This is a genomic window from Maricurvus nonylphenolicus (assembly GCF_042854845.1).
GTDB classification, from domain to species: domain Bacteria; phylum Pseudomonadota; class Gammaproteobacteria; order Pseudomonadales; family Cellvibrionaceae; genus Maricurvus; species Maricurvus nonylphenolicus.
The window spans coordinates 5499235-5516968 of record NZ_AP031498.1 but is presented as its reverse complement, the minus strand read 5'-3'; the positions used below and the strand labels follow the sequence as shown (position 1 = coordinate 5516968).

17 protein-coding genes and 1 tRNA gene are annotated in these 17734 nt (G+C 53.9%); 7 read left to right on the top strand and 11 right to left on the bottom strand.

Translation table 11 applies throughout. The annotated features are described in order from the left end of the window. Positions 1-5 precede the first annotated feature (5 nt). Positions 6-725, top strand: coding sequence for an FKBP-type peptidyl-prolyl cis-trans isomerase (locus ACGHZ6_RS23970; RefSeq protein ID WP_390616602.1), 720 nt, complete (start codon positions 6-8; stop codon positions 723-725). A gap of 129 nt (positions 726-854) precedes the next feature. On the opposite strand, the gene ACGHZ6_RS23965 is transcribed toward ACGHZ6_RS23970, so the two are convergent. The 4 genes from ACGHZ6_RS23965 to ACGHZ6_RS23950 all read right to left on the bottom strand — a co-directional run bounded on the left by ACGHZ6_RS23965 (position 855) and on the right by ACGHZ6_RS23950 (position 3966). Next, positions 855-1841, bottom strand: a complete 987-nt coding sequence (locus ACGHZ6_RS23965; RefSeq protein WP_390616601.1) for a WD40 repeat domain-containing protein — start codon at positions 1839-1841, stop codon at positions 855-857. A gap of 162 nt (positions 1842-2003) precedes the next feature. Further along, positions 2004-2459 (bottom strand): sigma D regulator, encoded by a 456-nt coding sequence (rsd, locus tag ACGHZ6_RS23960; protein WP_390616600.1) that lies wholly within the window; start codon positions 2457-2459, stop codon positions 2004-2006. 410 nt (positions 2460-2869) lie between these two features. Further along, positions 2870-3625, bottom strand: coding sequence for an LrgB family protein (locus ACGHZ6_RS23955; RefSeq protein ID WP_390616599.1), 756 nt, complete (start codon positions 3623-3625; stop codon positions 2870-2872). Beyond that, a complete protein-coding gene (locus tag ACGHZ6_RS23950) occupies positions 3625-3966 on the bottom strand; it encodes a CidA/LrgA family protein (protein WP_390616598.1) in 342 nt (113 codons plus the stop codon). Before ACGHZ6_RS23950 ends, ACGHZ6_RS23955 begins: the two co-directional genes overlap by 1 nt. Positions 3967-4246: 280 nt before the next feature. On the opposite strand from ACGHZ6_RS23950, the gene ACGHZ6_RS23945 reads away from it, so the two are divergent. Continuing rightward, the gene (locus ACGHZ6_RS23945; RefSeq protein ID WP_390616597.1) at positions 4247-4699 is read left to right on the top strand and encodes a flagellar basal body-associated FliL family protein; all 453 of its coding nucleotides are present in this window, start codon (positions 4247-4249) and stop codon (positions 4697-4699) included. Between the two features lie 85 nt (positions 4700-4784). Here ACGHZ6_RS23945 and gcvH read toward each other — a convergent pair whose 3' ends face one another. From gcvH to ACGHZ6_RS23925, 4 genes are all read right to left on the bottom strand, one after another. Further along, the gene (gcvH, locus tag ACGHZ6_RS23940; protein WP_390616596.1) at positions 4785-5174 is read right to left on the bottom strand and encodes a glycine cleavage system protein GcvH; all 390 of its coding nucleotides are present in this window, start codon (positions 5172-5174) and stop codon (positions 4785-4787) included. A gap of 39 nt (positions 5175-5213) precedes the next feature. Beyond that, positions 5214-6302, bottom strand: coding sequence for a glycine cleavage system aminomethyltransferase GcvT (gene gcvT / locus ACGHZ6_RS23935; protein ID WP_390616594.1), 1089 nt, complete (start codon positions 6300-6302; stop codon positions 5214-5216). Positions 6303-6372: 70 nt separating this feature from the next. Then, positions 6373-8049 carry an ABC transporter permease gene (locus ACGHZ6_RS23930; protein WP_390616593.1) on the bottom strand — a complete coding sequence of 559 codons (1677 nt, stop codon included), beginning with the start codon at positions 8047-8049 and terminating at the stop codon, positions 6373-6375. 105 nt (positions 8050-8154) lie between these two features. Beyond that, entirely contained in the window at positions 8155-9219 is a 1065-nt protein-coding gene (locus ACGHZ6_RS23925; protein WP_390616591.1) for an extracellular solute-binding protein, read from the bottom strand. Positions 9220-9437: 218 nt separating this feature from the next. Between ACGHZ6_RS23925 and ACGHZ6_RS23920 the strand changes: the two genes are divergently transcribed. The 5 genes from ACGHZ6_RS23920 to ACGHZ6_RS23900 all read left to right on the top strand — a co-directional run bounded on the left by ACGHZ6_RS23920 (position 9438) and on the right by ACGHZ6_RS23900 (position 13968). Beyond that, positions 9438-11519, top strand: coding sequence for an AsmA family protein (locus ACGHZ6_RS23920; protein WP_390616589.1), 2082 nt, complete (start codon positions 9438-9440; stop codon positions 11517-11519). Positions 11520-11556: 37 nt separating this feature from the next. Continuing rightward, entirely contained in the window at positions 11557-12618 is a 1062-nt protein-coding gene (gene mutY, locus ACGHZ6_RS23915; protein ID WP_390616587.1) for an A/G-specific adenine glycosylase, read from the top strand. A gap of 76 nt (positions 12619-12694) precedes the next feature. Next, positions 12695-12967, top strand: coding sequence for an oxidative damage protection protein (locus ACGHZ6_RS23910; protein ID WP_390616586.1), 273 nt, complete (start codon positions 12695-12697; stop codon positions 12965-12967). Next, positions 12930-13772 carry a substrate-binding periplasmic protein gene (locus ACGHZ6_RS23905; RefSeq protein ID WP_390616585.1) on the top strand — a complete coding sequence of 281 codons (843 nt, stop codon included), beginning with the start codon at positions 12930-12932 and terminating at the stop codon, positions 13770-13772. The genes ACGHZ6_RS23910 and ACGHZ6_RS23905 overlap by 38 nt, the downstream gene beginning before the upstream one ends. Before the next feature lie 120 nt (positions 13773-13892). Further along, positions 13893-13968, top strand: a tRNA-Phe gene (locus ACGHZ6_RS23900). A gap of 52 nt (positions 13969-14020) precedes the next feature. Here ACGHZ6_RS23900 and ACGHZ6_RS23895 read toward each other — a convergent pair. The 3 genes from ACGHZ6_RS23895 to ubiD all read right to left on the bottom strand — a co-directional run bounded on the left by ACGHZ6_RS23895 (position 14021) and on the right by ubiD (position 17622). Next, positions 14021-15133, bottom strand: coding sequence for a YHYH protein (locus tag ACGHZ6_RS23895; RefSeq protein WP_390616584.1), 1113 nt, complete (start codon positions 15131-15133; stop codon positions 14021-14023). A gap of 255 nt (positions 15134-15388) precedes the next feature. Next, positions 15389-16114 (bottom strand): methyltransferase family protein, encoded by a 726-nt coding sequence (locus ACGHZ6_RS23890; RefSeq protein ID WP_390616583.1) that lies wholly within the window; start codon positions 16112-16114, stop codon positions 15389-15391. A 41-nt stretch (positions 16115-16155) separates the two neighbouring features. After that, entirely contained in the window at positions 16156-17622 is a 1467-nt protein-coding gene (gene ubiD / locus ACGHZ6_RS23885; RefSeq protein WP_390616582.1) for a 4-hydroxy-3-polyprenylbenzoate decarboxylase, read from the bottom strand. Between the last annotated feature and the right edge of the window lie 112 nt (positions 17623-17734).

The following is a 17734-nucleotide window of genomic DNA, read 5'->3' as shown; positions in this document are numbered from 1 at the left end:
ATGTTATGAAACGCAATATGTTGGCGAGCCTGATGGCCGCTGCTGCTTTAACCTTGGGCTGCAGTGACAGTGGGCCGCTGTCTGTAAACAGTGCCGAGGCTTCCGAGCTGAAAACCGTTGATCAGCGCATCAGTTATATCTTTGGCCTGAGCGTGGCAGACCAATTTAAGCGTGGCGAGATAGAGTTGGATATTGATGCTCTGGCGTTAGCGCTGAAAGATGCCAAAGAAGGTAAAGAGCCGCGTTTGAGTCAGGAAGAGATTCAAATGGCAATGCGTGCCTTCCAGGATCGCCAGATGGCCAAGCAGCAGGAAAGTGTTCGTGTCGTAGCTGAAGCAAACCAGAAAGAAGGTCAGGAATTCCTGGCGGCCAACAAAGCTAAAGACGGTGTTGTCGAAACTGCCAGTGGTTTGCAGTACAAGGTGATTCAGGCGGGTTCCGGCAAGCAACCGACTGCTCAGGATACTGTTACCGTTCACTACCGCGGTACTTTAATAGATGGTACTGAGTTTGATAGCTCCTACAAGCGCAATGAGCCAGTGAGCTTCCCGCTGAACGGTGTCATCAAAGGCTGGACTGAAGGTCTGCAGTTGATGAAGGAAGGTGCCAAGTATGAGCTGTATATTCCTTCCAACCTGGCTTATGGCCCAGGTGGTTCCGGTGGTGCTATTGGTCCTAACGCGACTCTGATCTTTGAAGTTGAGTTGATCAAGGTTGGCAGTTAAGGCTAAAGACTGATGGATAGAAAACGGGGCTTTTTAAGCCCCGTTTTTTTTGGCTGTTTGATGGAGTGGAGGATTTAAACCCGGAGGCAGTCGGTAAAGCTGCCTCCTCCCTACGTGCCAATTATTTCTTTAGCGCTTAAGCACATGCAACATACCGTTGGATGCGGCGGCATGATATTTGGTGTTGCTCTGATCGAAGCTGACACTGATAACGGCTGAGCTGGTAGGCTTCCAGGCATCGCGTTTTGGCAGGGTCCAACTGTCCATGAGTTTGATCGTGCGGGTATCCCACAGTTGTACAATCTGATCCGGCCGGCCGGTTAATAGCTGCCCGCCGTCCTGACTAAATTTGGCGGCGGTAAAACGCATACCGCGGTGCAGGTTTTCTTTGCCTAAAGGAATCTCGCCAACAAGTGAGCCACTTTGGGTATCCCACAGTACGGCCTTATCGTATTTGGCGGCTGACATGGCCAGCCTGCCATCGGGGCTGATGGCAACCATTTGCACATCGTCTTCATGCTGTATTTTGTGCAGCATTTTGCCACTGGCGACATCCCAGAGTGCGGCGGTGTAATCCTCTGAACCGGTAACGGCCAGGCGACCATCATCGCTCATGGCGACACTGCGTACCCGGTTACCATGACTAAAGGTACGTTTGACGCCACCGCGAATAACATCAAACAGCACGGCGCTGTGATCACTTAATCCCAATAGTGCGAAGTTGCCATCATTGCTCAGTGCGATCGAAAGCACTTCACCGGGCGCCGTCCAGTAGCGTACCGCTTTGCCTTCTTTCATATCCCACAAAACCAGTGCGTGGGGACCGGCGGTCATGGCCCAGTTATTATCAGGGGAAAAGTCGGCGGTGAAGATGGTGGTGAGTTCACCTTCGCGATGGTTCCAATTGTAAAGACGTTCGCCATCGCGGGTGCGCCACAGGCTGCCGCCGTGATGGATGGAACCGACCGCTGCGAATTGACCGTCGTCGCTTAACGCTGCTGAATGCAAACCCTTAACGGCAACCTCGAGGGATGATTGAGGTGCTTTACCGGGTGTGCAAGCGGCAAGAAGGAGGCTGAGGGCGGTTAGGCTAAACCAACGGCGATGGGCGCGCATAGAGATCAACTTCAACAATAGGTAATTTATAAAGGCAGTATAAACAATATAGAAACTATCGGCGCAAGCGGACGAAAGCTTAGCTGGGATGGTAGAGCATAGTGTCAGCCTCCGGCGCTATCGAGGAGTTTGGCGACGGAGGCTGGCAACATGAAAGGGGTGTTAGGCCACCATATCCTTGTGGGCAACGTGCAAGACAGAGATCATTTTGTCTTCAGCCGCGAAACGTGATTCCATGACTTCGCCAATGCGGGACAGGTCGGTAGACAGATCGGTAAGGTCATCGGTCTCCAGATACTTGTCGTTAAAATCCAGAGCGACTTCAGTGGTGGCATCGATATGCTTAAACAGTTCGCTGGCCTGCTTTAGGGCATCGGCGTCGTTAAATTCCTGACCTTCTTTAATAAGCTGGTCGTAAACTTCAAAATGACCAGCAGATACATAGTCCACCAGGATCTGACAGAAGGACTGCAAGTGCGGAGCCGCAATGGCAGGGTCTTTATCGGTGGAGAGTTCACAGTATTGAACCAGTAGATCCTGGCGTTCCTGTAGCCAGCGATCGATGATGTCACTTACTCCGCCCCAACGCTCTTTAGCATTTTTGCAGTTTTCTAACATGGCGCTACATCCTTAATTCTTATAATAGGTTCCACGGTGTGCGTCCCTGATTGCCCTGATCGAATTGCACAGAAGAGCATGGTCTTAAAATAGCGGGTGACACCGTTGTTGTACTATTTCAGTTATAAGTCAGTTCTAAGTTGCTGCCGTGATTTGGTGTGTAGTGGTTCACAAAAGCAGCGGCGTAATTGCCAAGATAGGTGATCTGGATAGGGACGGCAAGATAAAAACGACCTCGCCAAAGCGAAAAAGGTGAAATATTTAGCTTGACACAAATGCAGGCAAAAAAAGCCTTGTCAGGGGCAAAAAGTCGTTTTAGGATTGATTGAATTTGCAGGCCATGGCGCCTGTTTTCCCTTTCTGAAAACACCTTTTTGCATTCGTATAAACAGGCTCAATTTCCCCCCTCTTTACAGCCAACCGGCTGAACGCAATGCTGTGACGATGTAGGGCAGTGTGAGAGCCGTAAAGGCACCGGTAAGCCCCATAGCCAAACTGGCAAAAGCGCCGGTACTGGCATTGATTTCAAAACCGCGGGCAGTACCGACACCGTGAGCATTAATACCCAGCACAATACCCTGCTGGCGTGGATCGCGCAGCTGCAGCAGATAAAAAACCGCGGGGCTCAGCAGAGTGCCTATCACACCGGTAAATACCACCACACCGGTCGTTAAGCCCGGCAGACCGCCGATACTTTCCGATACCCCCAGGGCGATGGGAGTGGTTACAGATTTAGGGGCCAGGGATAGTAAGGTGGTTTCTGAACCGCCGAGCCAATAGCCGATAGCCACCGCACTGATGGAGGCAAAGGTTGCCCCTACCACCACCGTTACCAGAATTGGAAGCGCCAGGCGGCGAATATGGTGGAACTCCTGGTACAGCGGAACCGCCAGTGCCACGGTAGCGGGTCCCAGCAGGAAGTACAGCAACTGGTTGGCTTGCAGATATTCCTTATAGGAAATATTGAGCAGGTTCAGCAGCAGCGCAATGGCAATGGAGGCGGTAACCACGGGGTGGAGGATGACATTGCGGCCAAATCGCTGGTAGATGATCAGCCCTGCCTGATAGCAGAGTAGGCTGAGCAATAAACCAAAGAGTGGTAGTTGGCTCAGATGATCCCAGAGTGATTGCAGCTGTAGCCAAAGAGAATCAAACAGTGCTTGCATCAGCCTTCTCCCCGAGCCAGTTTTTTGACCAGCCAACCGCTAAACAGCAGAGATACCAGGGTGCCTATCACCATGGCGCCAGCAATGGCAGGCCAGTGCTGTTGGATATGGGCAGGCAAAAAGAACAGCCCCACGCCTGCAGGCAGAAACAGTAAGCTCAGGTGCTGGATAAATTGGTGACTGGTTTGACTCAAACCGTTCGAGGGTCCGCGCTTGATATGCAATCCCAACCATAACAGCAACATGCCAATCACCGGCCCAGGTATAGGGCTGTGGGTCAGGGTGACAATCGCCTCCCCCAAGAGCTGAAACAACAGCAGGACAATAAACCCTTGTAACACGGGTGAGCTCCTTGGCAGCGTTTGCGGATTAACGTTGATGAATACACTGCCACTGCTTGCGTGGCTGCGTATAATCGCCGCCCGAGCGGGCATCTTACTGGTGACGTGCGGTCAAGATTAGACGGATGCAGCCGAGAAAGATAAACACGGTGGCTTATAAAATTGAGGCTACCCTAGGTGAAAATGCGAGCTAACTCAAGCAAAGTGTTAAGCTATGCTCTTGGTAGTGGGTAGATTGATGGTTAGCCATCGTGCAAGTGTTATAAGTAGGGAGTTGAAGGTGGATAGCGGTAAGGTGAAAAACAGCTGGATAGTCTTGGGGGCATTGTGGCTACTGCTAAGCGCTAGCCTGAGCTGGGCTCAGGATGAAGAAAGCGAAGGCGCTGAAAGTGGCGAGGCGGCAGTGCTTAAGCGGGCTATCTATATTCCCATCAAGCCGCCGTTTGTGGTCAATTACGGTGGCAAGGGGCGCTTGCGTTATATGAAAGCTTCTGTCTCCTTGCGAGTTAGCGATACGGCGGGCGCCAACTCTGTACGTCATCATATGCCCTATATTCGCAACAACCTGATCCTGTTGTTCAGTTCACAAACCGAAGATCGCCTGGATAATCAGGAAGGCAAGGAACTGTTACGACAGGAGGCGTTAGCCGAGATTGCGGCTATCCTGGAGCAGGAAGATGGTGAAAACAAGGTAGAGGATTTGTACTTTAACCAGCTGGTTATCCAGAAGTAAGATTCCCATTAACGAAAAAACCGCATCAAGGATGGCCTGGATGCGGTTTTTTTGTGCCTGGATAAAGACGAATGCTCTTTACCTTCTATTCGTCTTCGATGGCCTTCAGGTAGCCGTCGGAATCCAGTGCATTGTCCAGCTCAGTCAGATCGCTTGGCTTCACTTTGAAGAACCAGCCGTCATCGTAAGGGGATTCGTTAACGGTTTCTGGCGCATCTTCCAGGGCTTCGTTTACGGCAATCACTTCACCGGAAACCGGGGAGTAGATATCAGAAGCGGCTTTTACTGACTCAACCACACCGGCTTCTTCGCCAGCGTTCACGGTCGCGCCTACTTCGGGGTTTTCTACGTATACCACATCACCCAGGCTGTCCTGGGCGTGGTCGGTAATGCCGATGGTCACGGTGCCGTCTTCTTCAACACGGGCCCACTCGTGGCTGGACAGGTATTTCAGTTCGCTGCGCAGTTCGCTCATGGTGTTTCCTCAGAAATATAATCTAAAAAATAATTTTAATTAAAGGACGCTTTTGCCGTTGCGTACAAAACAGGGTTTAACCACGTTGACGGGTACCTGCTTGTTACGCATTTCAACCAGACAAGTCTCGCCAATTTCCACAGGTACTCGCGCCAGGGCAATGGAGTAACCCAGAGTTGGCGAAAAAGTACCGCTGGTGATTTCACCGGTCTTGTCAGTATTTTCTACAATCACTTTTTGATGGCCGCGCAGTACACCGCGGCTTTCCATTACCAGGCCGACCAGTTTGTATTCTGGCCCCTTGGCACGCTCTGCTTCGAGCACGGTACGGCCGATAAAGTCACGCTCTGCAGGCTCCCAGGCAATGGTCCAGCCCATATTGGCGGCCAGTGGTGATACGGTGTCATCCATATCGTTACCGTACAGGTTCATACCGGCTTCCAGGCGCAGTGTGTCGCGTGCGCCCAGACCGCAGGGTTTTACACCGGCATCGGCCAGGGCCTGCCAAAAAGCGACGACCTCGGCTTCGGGCACCATAATCTCCAGGCCATCTTCACCGGTGTAACCGGTGCGGGCAATAAACCACTCACCTGCTGCCGCGCCCTGGAATACACTCAGGCCATCAACGACGGCGGCTTGCTCGGCGGCCAATACGGCTTTGGCTTTGGCAATCGCCTCTGGGCCCTGTACCGCCACCATCGCCAGTTGCGGTTGCTCGGTAATGGTGACATTAAATTTTTCTGCCTGCTGGTTCATCCAGGCCAGATCTTTCTCGCGAGTGCCGCAGTTAACCACGGTGCGGAACCAGCCTTCCATATTGTAGACAATCAGATCGTCGATCACGCCGCCCTGCTCGTTGAGCATACCGCTATACAACGCCTTGCCCGGCGTGGCGGTAATCTTGGCGACATCATTGGCCAGCAGGTACTGCAGGTAGGCTTGGGCATCATCGCCGGTGACATCGACGATGGTCATATGAGAGACATCAAACATCCCGGCAGATTGACGCACCTGGTGGTGCTCCTCGATCTGCGAGCCGTAGTTAAGTGGCATGTCCCAGCCACCAAAGTCGACCAGCTTGCCGCCCATTTCCTGATGTGTGGCGTAAAGAGGCGTTTTGTGTCCCATATCCCGACAGTTCCCGGCAAAGTATTAGTAAAGGGCGCGTATTCTAGCGGCTTTTAGCGGCTGGTTACAGCTAATGGTTGCGACTGCGGCGAATCAAGACAATCACCGGCGGAATACTGATAAGTACCAGAGTGAGTGCAGGCAGCGCGGCACGCTCCCACTCACCTTCCGAGGTCATTTCATAGATTCGCACCGCCAGCGTATCCCAGCCAAAGGGCCGCAGCAGCAGGGTGGCGGGCATCTCTTTCATGGTATCCACCAGCACCAGCAGCAGCGCGGTCAGCAAGCCCGGTGTTAGCAGCGGTAGATAAATGCGTTTAAGCACTTGCCATTGATTGGCGCCAAGTGTGTGCGCCGCTTCCTGAAAACTCGGACGAATGCGCTCCAGACTGGATTGCACTGGGCCAAAGCCGACGGAGAAAAAGCGAATCATATAGGCCAGTACCAGCGCCGCAAGGCTGCCGACCAGTACCTGGCGTGGCTCCAGGCCAAGCAGTTCACGCAGGGGGTTAATCAACTGCTGATCAAAGAAGGCAAAGGCCAGCATAATGCCGACGGCCAATACCGAACCGGGCAAGGCATAGCCGAGGCTGGCGATACGCGCTGAGCCACTGAGCTGATGCTTACCGCGCAGACGCAAGCTGTAAGCCACTAACAGCGCCAGCAGGGTAGTGGCTGCAGCGGCCATACCGGCCAGGCTAAAGGTGTGGCCAATCAACTGCCAGTAGCGCTGATTCATATCGCTGGCGCCGGTTTCTATTACCCAGAGCAGCAGTTGGCCGACGGGAATCACAAACGCTACAACCACTACCAGCAGACAATACCCACTGGCGAGCCAGGCTTTAGCGCCAGAGAGTTGGTAGGCCTCACGGTTGCGCTGTGGCTGTTGGTGAAAACGACTGTTACCGCGTGCACGTTGTTCGGCGTAGAGCGCCAAACCTACAAATAGCAGTAGCAAGGACGCCAGCTGGGCGGCGGCGGGCAAATTAAAGAAACCAAACCAGGATTTGTAAATGGCGGTGGTGAAGGTGTCGTAGTTAAACACAGACACGGCGCCAAAGTCGGCCAGGGTTTCCATCAGCGCTAGTGCGGTACCGGCAGCAATCGCCGGGCGTGCCATGGGCAGGGCTACGCGCCAGAAACTTTTCCAGGGCGAATGGCCCAGCAGGCGTGAGGCATCCATCAGGCCGCGGCCCTGGGCCAGAAAGGCGCTGCGGGCCAGCATATACACATAGGGATAAAGCACGGTGACCATGACAAACACCACACCGGCTGGACTGCGCACATCCGGGAACCAGGCATCGTTGCCCAGCCACTGACGCCAGAGGGTTTGCACGGGGCCGCTGTAATCCATCAGGCCGAGTACTACAAAAGCCACCACATAGGTGGGAATGGCCAGGGGGAGCATCAAGGCCCAATCAAGCCAACGGCGCCCGGGGAACTCGCAGGTTGCAACCAGCCAGGCCAGGCTGACACCCAAAGCAACAACCCAGAGCCCCACACCTACGACCAGAATCAGGGTATTTTTTAGCAGGGTGCCCAATTGGGTTTCGATCAGGTGTTGCCAGATTTCGGTTTGGTCGCTGCCCCAGCTAAGGACGATGACGCTGATGGGGAGCAGTACCAGGCCGGCCATGATCCAGGCGGGCAGTCGCCACAGGCGTTGAATCCAGCGTTGATAGTTCGCGGCTTGAACAGCACGCGCTTCGCTTTCGGTGGGCAACGGCTGGGTCGTGGAATGCGGCAAGAGGGGTGCTCGTTGAAAAAGGGGGCTTAAAAAGCGGCCACCTTAGCAGGGGGCTGGCAGGCCGTCCAGCACCAGAAGGTGCTGGACGGGGGACTCACTGCGGGCTTAGTTGTAAGCCGCGCGATCCATCAGTTTTACCGCTTCGGCTTGCAGGCTGCCGGCGGCTTCAACGTTGACTGCATCGGCTTTGAACTCGCCCCAGGATGCGACTTCCGCTGAAGGTTTGATCATGGGGTTAGCCGGGTATTCCTGATTCAGCTCAGCCAGTTGGCTTTGGGCCGCATCGCTGGAGAGGAATTCCAGCAGCGCTTTGGCCTGCTCAGGTTGCTTGGCGTGTTTGGTAATGCCGGCGCCGGAAATATTGATGTGCACACCGCGGTCTGCCTGGTTAGGCCAGAACAGCGCCAGCTGCGCATCCGGGTTGGCTTTCTTCAAGCGGCCAAAATAGTAAGTATTCACAATCGCCACATCACATTGACCAGCCAATACCGCTTCCATGGTTTTGGTGTCGTTGGAGTAAGGTGCAGTGGCCAGGTTGGCGACCCAACCTTTCACCACTTCTTCTGTGGCTTCGGTACCCTGGGTTTGAATCATGGTGGCAACCAGCGACTGGTTGTAAACCTTCTTCGAGGTGCGCAGACACAGACGGCCTTTCCATTTTTCGTCAGCCAGGTCTTCGTAGGTGGTCAGCTCGTCGGCTTGAACGCGATCAGTAGCATAGACAATGGTACGCGCGCGCACGGACAGGCCAAACCATTCGCCATTGTCATCACGCAGATGCTCGGGCACATTTTTGTTCAGGGTGACTGATTCGGTGCCTTGTAGCAGGCCCATCTTGCTGGCTTGCCACAGGTTGCCAGCGTCGACGGTAATCAGCATATCGGCCGGCGTGGTTTCGCCTTCGGCCTGAATGCGGGCCATCAAAGGACCGGCCTTGTCGGTAATATAACGTACTTCTGTGCCGGTCTGCTCAGTGAACTTATCGAACAATGGCTTGACCAAGTGCTCTTTACGGGACGAATACACAGTCACTACAGCCGGTTTCGCCGCTTGTGTTTCTGCCTTGGTAGTATCTGTGGATTGGGTGGAATCTTGTCCACAACCCACCAGGCCAAGAGCCGCAGTGGTTGCGAGAGCGCCGAGGGCGCGACGGGAAAGAGAACGCATCATCCTGACCTTTTGTATGTGCTACACGAGAGAAAAATAAAACAATTGCGCGGATGATAACTATTCTTATTTGTCTCGACAATATTTTTTCTGTGACAGTTTCGTCGCAGCTGATGTAAATCAATGGCAGGCTTTTGCGGCGATAGCCCTGCCGTTACACTGTCCAGCAATTATTAAAGGTCGCAATACAAGAGAACGCAAAACAGCAAGGGAGAGTCTGCATGTCGCGTCTTATTAAAGCCTTGGCCATCACAGTGGGTACGCTGGTTGTTTTGGTGGTACTGGCCGTAGTGTTTATCACTCAATGGGTGGATCCCAACGATCACAAGCCGGAGCTACAGCGCTTGGCGGCCGCCCAAGGTATTGATTTACAAATTGACGGTGAGTTGGGCTGGCAGTTTTTCCCAACGTTGGGGGTGACATTAAGCGATACACGTATTGCCTCGCTACAGTTTCCCAACAAGCCGGTGGCGATCCTTGCGCATGTGTCGGTGGCGGTTGAGGTAATGCCGCTGCTGCAGCGGCAGCTAAAAGTGGCGGCTGTGGATATCGATGGTGCGGTTATCGATTTACAGACGGATTTACAGGCACGCAATAACTGGGATATTGCGTCTCCGGCAGCCGATTCTTCAAAAACTACGCCTACACCGTCAACATCGGCATCTTCCGTGCCTGCGGGAGATGACAGTGCCTCATCTGCTTTGGACCTGGCCGTGGAAAAGATCGCGCTGCGCAATGTCAGCTTGAACTACCAGAATTTCCGCAGTGGCGATAAAGCAGCGTTAAAAGATCTGGCGCTAGAGCTGCAGGGAGTCAACCTACAGGGACAGCTTTTCCCTTTGACGCTATCGACTCAGCTACATCAGGTTAAAGATGTGCCGCCCGTAACGATACAGCTGAGCGGCTCCCTGGGCTTTGACCGTCAGCGGTTGGACTTGCAGCCCCTGTGGGTCAACATTGCTGCGTTAGAACAAGCTGAGTTGGACCCTCTGGCTTTGACGTTTGAGGGAAATATCAATCTGGCAGATGAAACGCCTGCGGTTGATCTCCAGTTAGCCCTGCAATCGTTTAATGCCCGCGAGTGGCTGGCATTGCTTAAGCAGCTGCCAGAAACAACGGATGCCAAAGCCTTGACCAAGGTGGCTGCGACCACCCGCATTCAGGGGCAAGGCGAGTCGATATTACTCTCCCCGCTGGCGGTTACCCTGGATGACTCTGCTGTGACCGGCAAGCTGTCTCTCAACCAGGAGCAACAACTGCCACTGGTTGTAGAGTTGGCGGTTGATCAGCTCAATGTTGACCGCTATTTGCCTCCCCCCCAGGAGCCTGCCGCCCAGAAAGCCGGCGCCACAGACGCAAAACCCAAAGCCGCAGCGCGCTATTCGGCTAAACCCCAAGAGCAGAAATTACCCCTGGATCAACTGCGGCAAGCCAAGCTCAAGTTTTCTCTGGCGGCGGGTAAATTGCAGGTGGCTAACGCCAAGCTGCAAAACCTGAAGCTACAGGTGCGCAGCAATCTGGGAGTAGCCTATTTGGATGAACTGGTGTTCGACAGCTACGATGGCCGCGTTGAAGCCAACGGCCATTTGGATGGTCGCCGCAGTGAAGCGCGTATGGAATTGGTGGGCAGTGCCAAAGGCGTAGAGCTATTGGGGTTGTTGACCGACACCCTGCAAGAGCAACGTTTACAGGGGGCGGTGTCCACCACACTGAAGGCGACCAGTCGCGGTTCTACCGTTGAGCAATTGCAGCGTCAGTTATCAGCGGATATTAATTTGCAGGCCCAGGCGTTGCAGGTTAATGAGCTGGATATTGAGCAGGACCTGTGCAATCTGGCCGCGAGCCTGGGTGGTAGCTCTGTGCAGGGACAAGTCTGGAAGGGTTATACCCACTTGCAGGATGTGCAGGGCCAGTTTGCTTTACGTGACGAACAATTAAATATCAGCCAGCTGACGGCTGGAGTGGAAGAGCTGTCGGTTACAGCTCGTGGCGGTGTGTCGCTGCAGGATCTGAGTTTTGATATTCCCCTCGATGTACAGGTAACCGGTCAGCGCGATGAAAACCTCGCCTGCCAGATTCGTGATCGCTGGCGCAATCAGGATTTACCCTTGCGTTGCCGTGGCAGCTTGGACACCATAGGTGCCCGAACTTGCCTGCCGGACAAAGAGCGTCTGGGTGATCTGCTGGAAGATGAAGCCAAGCAGGAATTACAGGACAAACTGAATAAAAAACTGCGCGAAAAGCTGGGTGACCAGGGCGGTGAAGCCGTCGAAGGATTGTTGCGCGGTATTTTTGGCCGTTAACGTATTACCAAAGTTAAGACCTAAGAGTTAACCGTTAGTGAGTAAGAAAACATTTAGCCAGCAGGTGCTGCAGTGGTTCGACCAGCATGGTCGCAAGCACCTGCCCTGGCAGCAGGGGATTAACGCCTATCGGGTGTGGGTATCGGAGATCATGCTGCAACAGACCCAGGTGGCGACCGTGATCCCCTACTTCGAGCGCTTTATGGAGCGCTTCCCCTGTGTTGAAGATTTAGCGGCCGCCGATATCGATGAGGTGCTGCACCTGTGGACCGGGCTGGGTTATTACGCCCGCGCCCGCAATCTGCACAAGTGCGCGCAAACGGTCGTCAATGAGTATGACGGTGAGTTCCCCTACAGTGTTGAAGCGCTGAGTAGCCTGTCGGGCATTGGGCGCTCAACTGCAGGTGCCATTGCCAGCATCGCCTATGGGGCCGAGGCGGCCATTCTCGACGGCAATGTCAAACGTGTGCTGGCCCGCTACCACGCGGTGGACGGTTGGCCGGGACAAACTCAGGTACTGAACCAGCTGTGGGAGATCGCCGAAGGTTATACCCCCGCAAGCCGCAATGCCCATTACACTCAGGCGATGATGGATTTGGGGGCGACCCTCTGCACCCGCAGTCGTCCCGCCTGTGGTGAATGCCCACTGCGTGATGGCTGCCTGGCTTATGCACAGGGTGAGCAAACTCGCTACCCCGGTAAAAAACCGAAGAAAACCCTGCCGGAAAAAACCGTGCAGTTGTTGATGCTGCGCAATCCGCACGGTGAGTTGTTATTGCAAAAGCGTCCGGCCCAGGGAATTTGGGGCGGGCTGTGGAGTTTTCCCGAGCTGGCCAGTGATGCTGATGCCGAGGTGCACTGTGAGGATCAGTACGCACCACCCATGGCCACAGAAACCTGGGACAGCTACCGTCACACCTTCAGTCACTACCACTTGGATATTACCCCGGTGTTGCTAGACCTTGCGCGCGAGCCTCGCCAGTTGCAGGAACCAGAGGGGTGGCGGTGGTTCAATTTGCACAACCCGGACAGCGTGGGTTTGGCGGCACCGGTGAAAAAATTGCTCGATAAGTTGCGCGAGCTTAGCCCGGTTGCATAGCATCCCTAGGGAATTGGCGCCTAAAGGCTGCTAGAATCACCACAATAGACGTTTTAAAGAGAGCTACGAGAGATATATGTCACGCACTGTTTTTTGCCGCAAATACCAACAGGACTTAGAAGGCCTGGATACACCACCTTACCCGGGCCCCAAGGGGCAGGATATTTTTGACAATGTCTCCAAAAAGGCCTGGCAAGAGTGGATGTCCCATCAAACCATGCTGATCAACGAAAAACGTTTAAACATGATGGACATGACTGCGCGTACCTACCTTTCCGAACAGATGGAAAAATTCTTGTCCGGCGAAGAATATGACGCGGCTGAAGGTTATGTGCCGCCCAGCGAGTAATCGCCATAACCGCTGGCGCTTGAAGCTGTCAGCGGTTCTCCTCAGCTTGAGTGGACTGTATTCGTTCGCCTATGCCGGCAGCTCGGCAGCTGCCAGCGCTGATAAGCCCCTGCAATTCGTCGCGCCCGCCGTCGAGCGCAAACGCCAAGCGCATTTCGAACACAAGTATCGCACCTTCCACAACGCCATTATGGCGCAGGCGGGACTCACCAGTGAGCTGCGTTTCCTGCCTATATTTGAAACCCAGGCGCAACTGGTGCGGCGAGAGGTCGATGGCCAGGTTGGTGGCATCTGTGGCGTCAAACGCAGCTCGCCCACCATTGATACCCTGCCCTACGTCAGCCTTGCTCGCCATCTGATCACCGCAGGTGATAATCCGATTCTTTCTGATTTGGAAGACTTGCGCGGCAAAAGCCTGGCTTTAATTGAGCGTTATCACTATCAACTGCCCGCTGATGAAGCGCTGGAGCAAATGGGGATTCGCGTGCACCGGGTCGATGCCCAGGTTAATAATGTCGCCATGTTAGTTTCTGGCCGTGTCGATGCCCTGCTGGCGCCGCCACCGATGGTGGAAAGCATTGCCAGCCATATCAGCCCCGAGGCGCGCTTTAACTATGCCGAAGCCCCCTTTTCCGTCCAGACCCTGTGCTACGTCCTACCGAAGACCGAGAGTGGTAAACAGCTGGCCCAGCGCATCAACCAGGCCATCATCGAGCTGTATCAAGCGAATCACTTACAGCATTTTGTGATGCAGCCCTTCCAGCCCCCCAGCTGGGAAGCACTGGGCTTGGCCAAACCCGACTAAGTCCTTAATTTCGCTTAAGTTCTCTTGCATTTATCCAAGCACAAATTTGTCATATTGGGGGTTGACTCCCCCGCAGTGAAAAGGTTTAATACGCGCCTCTCGCGCATCGCCGAGAATTGTGCCCGGATAGCTCAGTCGGTAGAGCAGGGGATTGAAAATCCCCGTGTCGGCAGTTCGATTCTGTCTCCGGGCACCACTATTTTAAAAACCCGCAACTGGAAACAGCTGCGGGTTTTTTATTGTCTGTACTAACGTCTTCTTTCGTGGGTAAAATCTCGCGATGGCGTGCCTTTATAACACCGCGGTATCACCGGCCAAGCCTCCGTTAAAAAGTACGCGTAGGTCCCTTCAGGAAACTCCGGGGTTTTGGTAACTCGGCCATTGCACTCGTCCAGTGATCCCTGCCCTTCCACATATTCATAATCGGCGATAAAGGTACCGTCATAGTGGCCGCCGGGGTTATTGCCGGCTGAGGGGCGCTTGCCGGTTTTTAATCGATAGCTGCTGGTTTGTTGGCCTATGCCGGAATTTGTGTCACTGCCATCGCTATAGCCGTAGAGAGCATAGATGGGAAAGCCATCAGCGGCCCAGCCGATCAGGGCTGAATGTTGAGCAGGAGTGACATTGAGTTTGTCCATCAGACCGGTGGGCAAGCCGTGATAGTGGTAAGCGCCGTTGGGTTGTACATGGGCATGGTTGTTGTCGATACCCAAAGGCACTGCGCCTGACAGGGCTTCGTATTGCCACTGTCCGCGTTGGCCGCGATACCACTCGGCGGCGCCGGGATCAAACGGTACGCCGTTAACGGCTAAACCAAAACTGTGGCCTCGAAGCGTGGTTGTTTGCGCGCTTTGTTTGGGCTGCAAAGGCACACGATACTGGTATTGCTGTTTACGAATGGCGTTGGGATTACCGCGGTTGGGGAAGCGGCCGGTGTTGTGTTCGGCAATACCGTTGGAGGTCAGTACACGCCAGGGCTCTTGTTCGACGATGTCGACTTGGCTGTCAGTGATGGGGGCTTGTCTGGCTGCCTGCAAATCGGGATTGCCGTCGGATTGTATGGTGGTGTGATTGCGAGTGTGCCCACCGGGGCCTCGACTTGATGAGCTTTCTCTCTCCGAACCTCGAGCCTGTCCCGGACGGTGACCGTCGGGAACACAGACCAGTTGAGATTCGTGTGGCGGTTGTCGGCATTGCCCTTCTAATCGGCCATGCGGTGTAGATACTGTGCAACTGCTGCCACTGTCGTGATTACGGCAGGCATCAAAGGCTTCCTGTGGTGGTCTGGCTTCAAGCAGGCTGACGGGCAGGCAGCTCATTAGGATGGATGTTAGAGCCAGTTGCCGAGAGGTCACCTTCATCGTGATTTCCTTGTGTGGTTATTTTTTATTTAAACGTTTAGGTGGGTACAAGGTTGACCTGTATGGATATTAAGTCGGAGGCAGTCGGTGATACTGCTCTTCGCACCCATAAGCGGCCGGAGAAAGCCAGCGCTACGTAAACTCGCTCGCGCTCAAACAACCTCGCGACTACCCTGACTTTCTCCGGCCGCTTAAACATGGGCTGATTGCTACGAGCAGTATCACCGACTGCCTCCTCGCTCTGTGCCAAGCTAGTTACTTTCTCTTTGTCCAGGGGATCAACATGGGCACACGTTTTTGATAATCGCGATACTTTTCTCCCAGGCTTGCGGCCAAGTCTTTTTCTTCAAATTGAAGGCCAATCAAAATATACACCGTCATTGTTAAGGCCAGCGAGAAGTGAGTCATCGACATATGCGGGGTAAACCAGATTCCCATGAGTACACCCAATTGCAGCGGATGGCGCACCATGCGGTAGAACCAACGCTCGGTAAAATGGGCTTCGGGTTTGGGGAGTTGTTTTACATGCAGGTACACCTGCTGCAGGCCCATCAGTTCAAAATGGTTTATCAGGAAGGTGGCGATCATGGCAAAGGCCCAGCCAAACAGATAACCGAAAACCAATAAGGAGTGCCCTAAGCCCTGATCGACATGCCAGAGGCTGCCAGCGATGGGTTGCCAGTAGTAGCACATAATGAGTAGGACAACACCGGACAGCAATACATAGGTGCTGCGTTCAGCCGCAGCAGGAATCAGGCGGGTTAACCATTGCTTAAAGGCCGGACGAGCCATTACCGAGTGTTGCAGGGCAAACAGTACCATTAGGGCAATGTTTACCAGCCAGGCCTGTAGATTATCGGTGGGAACTTTGGAGTGAATATGCAGTGGCAAAAAATCCCAGCCGCCAAGAAACAAAATAAAATAGGTGAGCCCGAACAGGCCCACCAGATACGCGAAAATACCGTAGAGTAAAATAATCATTACCCAGCCCTCTTGTTATTAAGATGATGGGCGGGATAGCGTTACAAAATATCTAGCTCATCCCAGATAGCATCAACTTTATCTTTCACTGCCTGATCCATTTCGATGGGTTCACCCCATTCGCGATCAGTTTCACCGGGCCATTTATTGGTGGCGTCCATCCCCATTTTAGACCCCAGGCCGGAAATGGGTGAGGCAAAGTCGAGATAATCGATGGGGGTGTTTTCCACCAGGGTGGTATCGCGAGCCGGGTCCATACGAGTGGTGATGGCCCAGATAACATCGTTCCAGTCGCGGGCGTTAACGTCATCATCGGTGACGATGACAAACTTGGTGTACATAAATTGGCGCAGGAACGACCAGACCCCCATCATCACTCGCTTGGCATGACCAGGGTATTGTTTCTTCATGGTCACCACCGCCATGCGGTAGGAACAACCTTCCGGAGGTAGGTAGAAATCGACAATTTCGGGAAACTGTTTTTGTAAAATAGGCACAAACACTTCGTTCAGCGCTACGCCCAAAACAGCAGGCTCATCCGGTGGACGGCCGGTGTAGGTACTGTGATAAATCGGGTCTTTGCGGTGGGTGATTTTTTCCACCGTAAACACCGGGAAGCTATCGACTTCGTTGTAGTAGCCGGTGTGGTCACCAAACGGCCCTTCATCGGCCATTTCATCGGGGTAGATAAAACCTTCCAGCACATATTCGGCTGAGGCAGGTACTTGTAAATCGTTGGACTTACTTTTCACCACTTCAGTTTTATCACCGCGAAGCAAACCGGCAAAGGCGTATTCGCTCAGGGTGTCCGGGACCGGGGTGACGGCACCTAAAATGGTTGCGGGATCGGCGCCGAGGGCAACCGATACCGGGAAGGGTTCACCGGGATGTTGTTGTTGCCACTCGCGGAAATCCAGTGCACCGCCGCGATGGGATAACCAGCGCATAATCAGCTTGTTTTTACCGATCAGCTGCATGCGATAAATGCCGAGGTTCTGGCGTTCTTTATTGGGGCCGCGGGTAACCACCAAAGGCCAGGTGACCAGTGGCGCTGCATCACCGGGCCAGCAGGTTTGAATGGGGATGGTGGTGAGATCGACATCGTCTTTGTCGATAACAACTTGTTGGCAAGCCGCTTTGCTGACTTCCTTTGGCCCCATATTAAGCACCTGCTTAAATACCGGCATTTTCTGCCAGGCATCGCGCAGGCCTTTGGGTGGCTCAGGTTCTTTCAAAAACGCTAACAGCTTGCCGACTTCCCGCAGGGCTTCGACGGATTCCTCGCCCATGCCCAGAGCGACACGCTCCGGGGTGCCAAACAGGTTGGCCAGTACTGGGGTGTCAAAACCCACGGGGTTTTCGAACAGCAGCGCAGGGCCGCCGGCGCGCAGGGTGCGGTCGCAGATTTCGGTCATTTCAAGCTTGGGGTCTATCGGCTGGCTGATACGCTTGAGTTGGCCGCGCTTTTCCAGCAGCTTGATAAAATCGCGTAAGTCCTTGTATTTCATGGGGTTATAGATTTGACCAAAGGAGAGCTTATTGTACCTGTGGTATTTGGGCCTTGAAAGTAATGACTACCGCCGTCAATCATGGCAATTAGACAAAAATGTCTAATTTTCA

What these genes read in the sequence shown, in the direction of transcription:
- ACGHZ6_RS23970 (WP_390616602.1), top strand. Translation starts at nt 6, where the DNA reads ATGAAACGCAATATGTTGGCGAGCCTGATGGCCGCTGCTGCTTTAACC.
- ACGHZ6_RS23965 (WP_390616601.1), bottom strand. Translation starts at nt 1,841, where the DNA reads ATGCGCGCCCATCGCCGTTGGTTTAGCCTAACCGCCCTCAGCCTCCTT.
- rsd (WP_390616600.1), bottom strand. Translation starts at nt 2,459, where the DNA reads ATGTTAGAAAACTGCAAAAATGCTAAAGAGCGTTGGGGCGGAGTAAGT.
- ACGHZ6_RS23955 (WP_390616599.1), bottom strand. Translation starts at nt 3,625, where the DNA reads ATGCAAGCACTGTTTGATTCTCTTTGGCTACAGCTGCAATCACTCTGG.
- gcvH (WP_390616596.1), bottom strand. Translation starts at nt 5,174, where the DNA reads ATGAGCGAACTGCGCAGCGAACTGAAATACCTGTCCAGCCACGAGTGG.
- gcvT (WP_390616594.1), bottom strand. Translation starts at nt 6,302, where the DNA reads ATGGGACACAAAACGCCTCTTTACGCCACACATCAGGAAATGGGCGGC.
- ACGHZ6_RS23925 (WP_390616591.1), bottom strand. Translation starts at nt 9,219, where the DNA reads ATGATGCGTTCTCTTTCCCGTCGCGCCCTCGGCGCTCTCGCAACCACT.
- ACGHZ6_RS23920 (WP_390616589.1), top strand. Translation starts at nt 9,438, where the DNA reads ATGTCGCGTCTTATTAAAGCCTTGGCCATCACAGTGGGTACGCTGGTT.
- ACGHZ6_RS23910 (WP_390616586.1), top strand. Translation starts at nt 12,695, where the DNA reads ATGTCACGCACTGTTTTTTGCCGCAAATACCAACAGGACTTAGAAGGC.
- ACGHZ6_RS23905 (WP_390616585.1), top strand. Translation starts at nt 12,930, where the DNA reads ATGACGCGGCTGAAGGTTATGTGCCGCCCAGCGAGTAATCGCCATAAC.
- ACGHZ6_RS23895 (WP_390616584.1), bottom strand. Translation starts at nt 15,133, where the DNA reads ATGAAGGTGACCTCTCGGCAACTGGCTCTAACATCCATCCTAATGAGC.
- ACGHZ6_RS23890 (WP_390616583.1), bottom strand. Translation starts at nt 16,114, where the DNA reads ATGATTATTTTACTCTACGGTATTTTCGCGTATCTGGTGGGCCTGTTC.
- ubiD (WP_390616582.1), bottom strand. Translation starts at nt 17,622, where the DNA reads ATGAAATACAAGGACTTACGCGATTTTATCAAGCTGCTGGAAAAGCGC.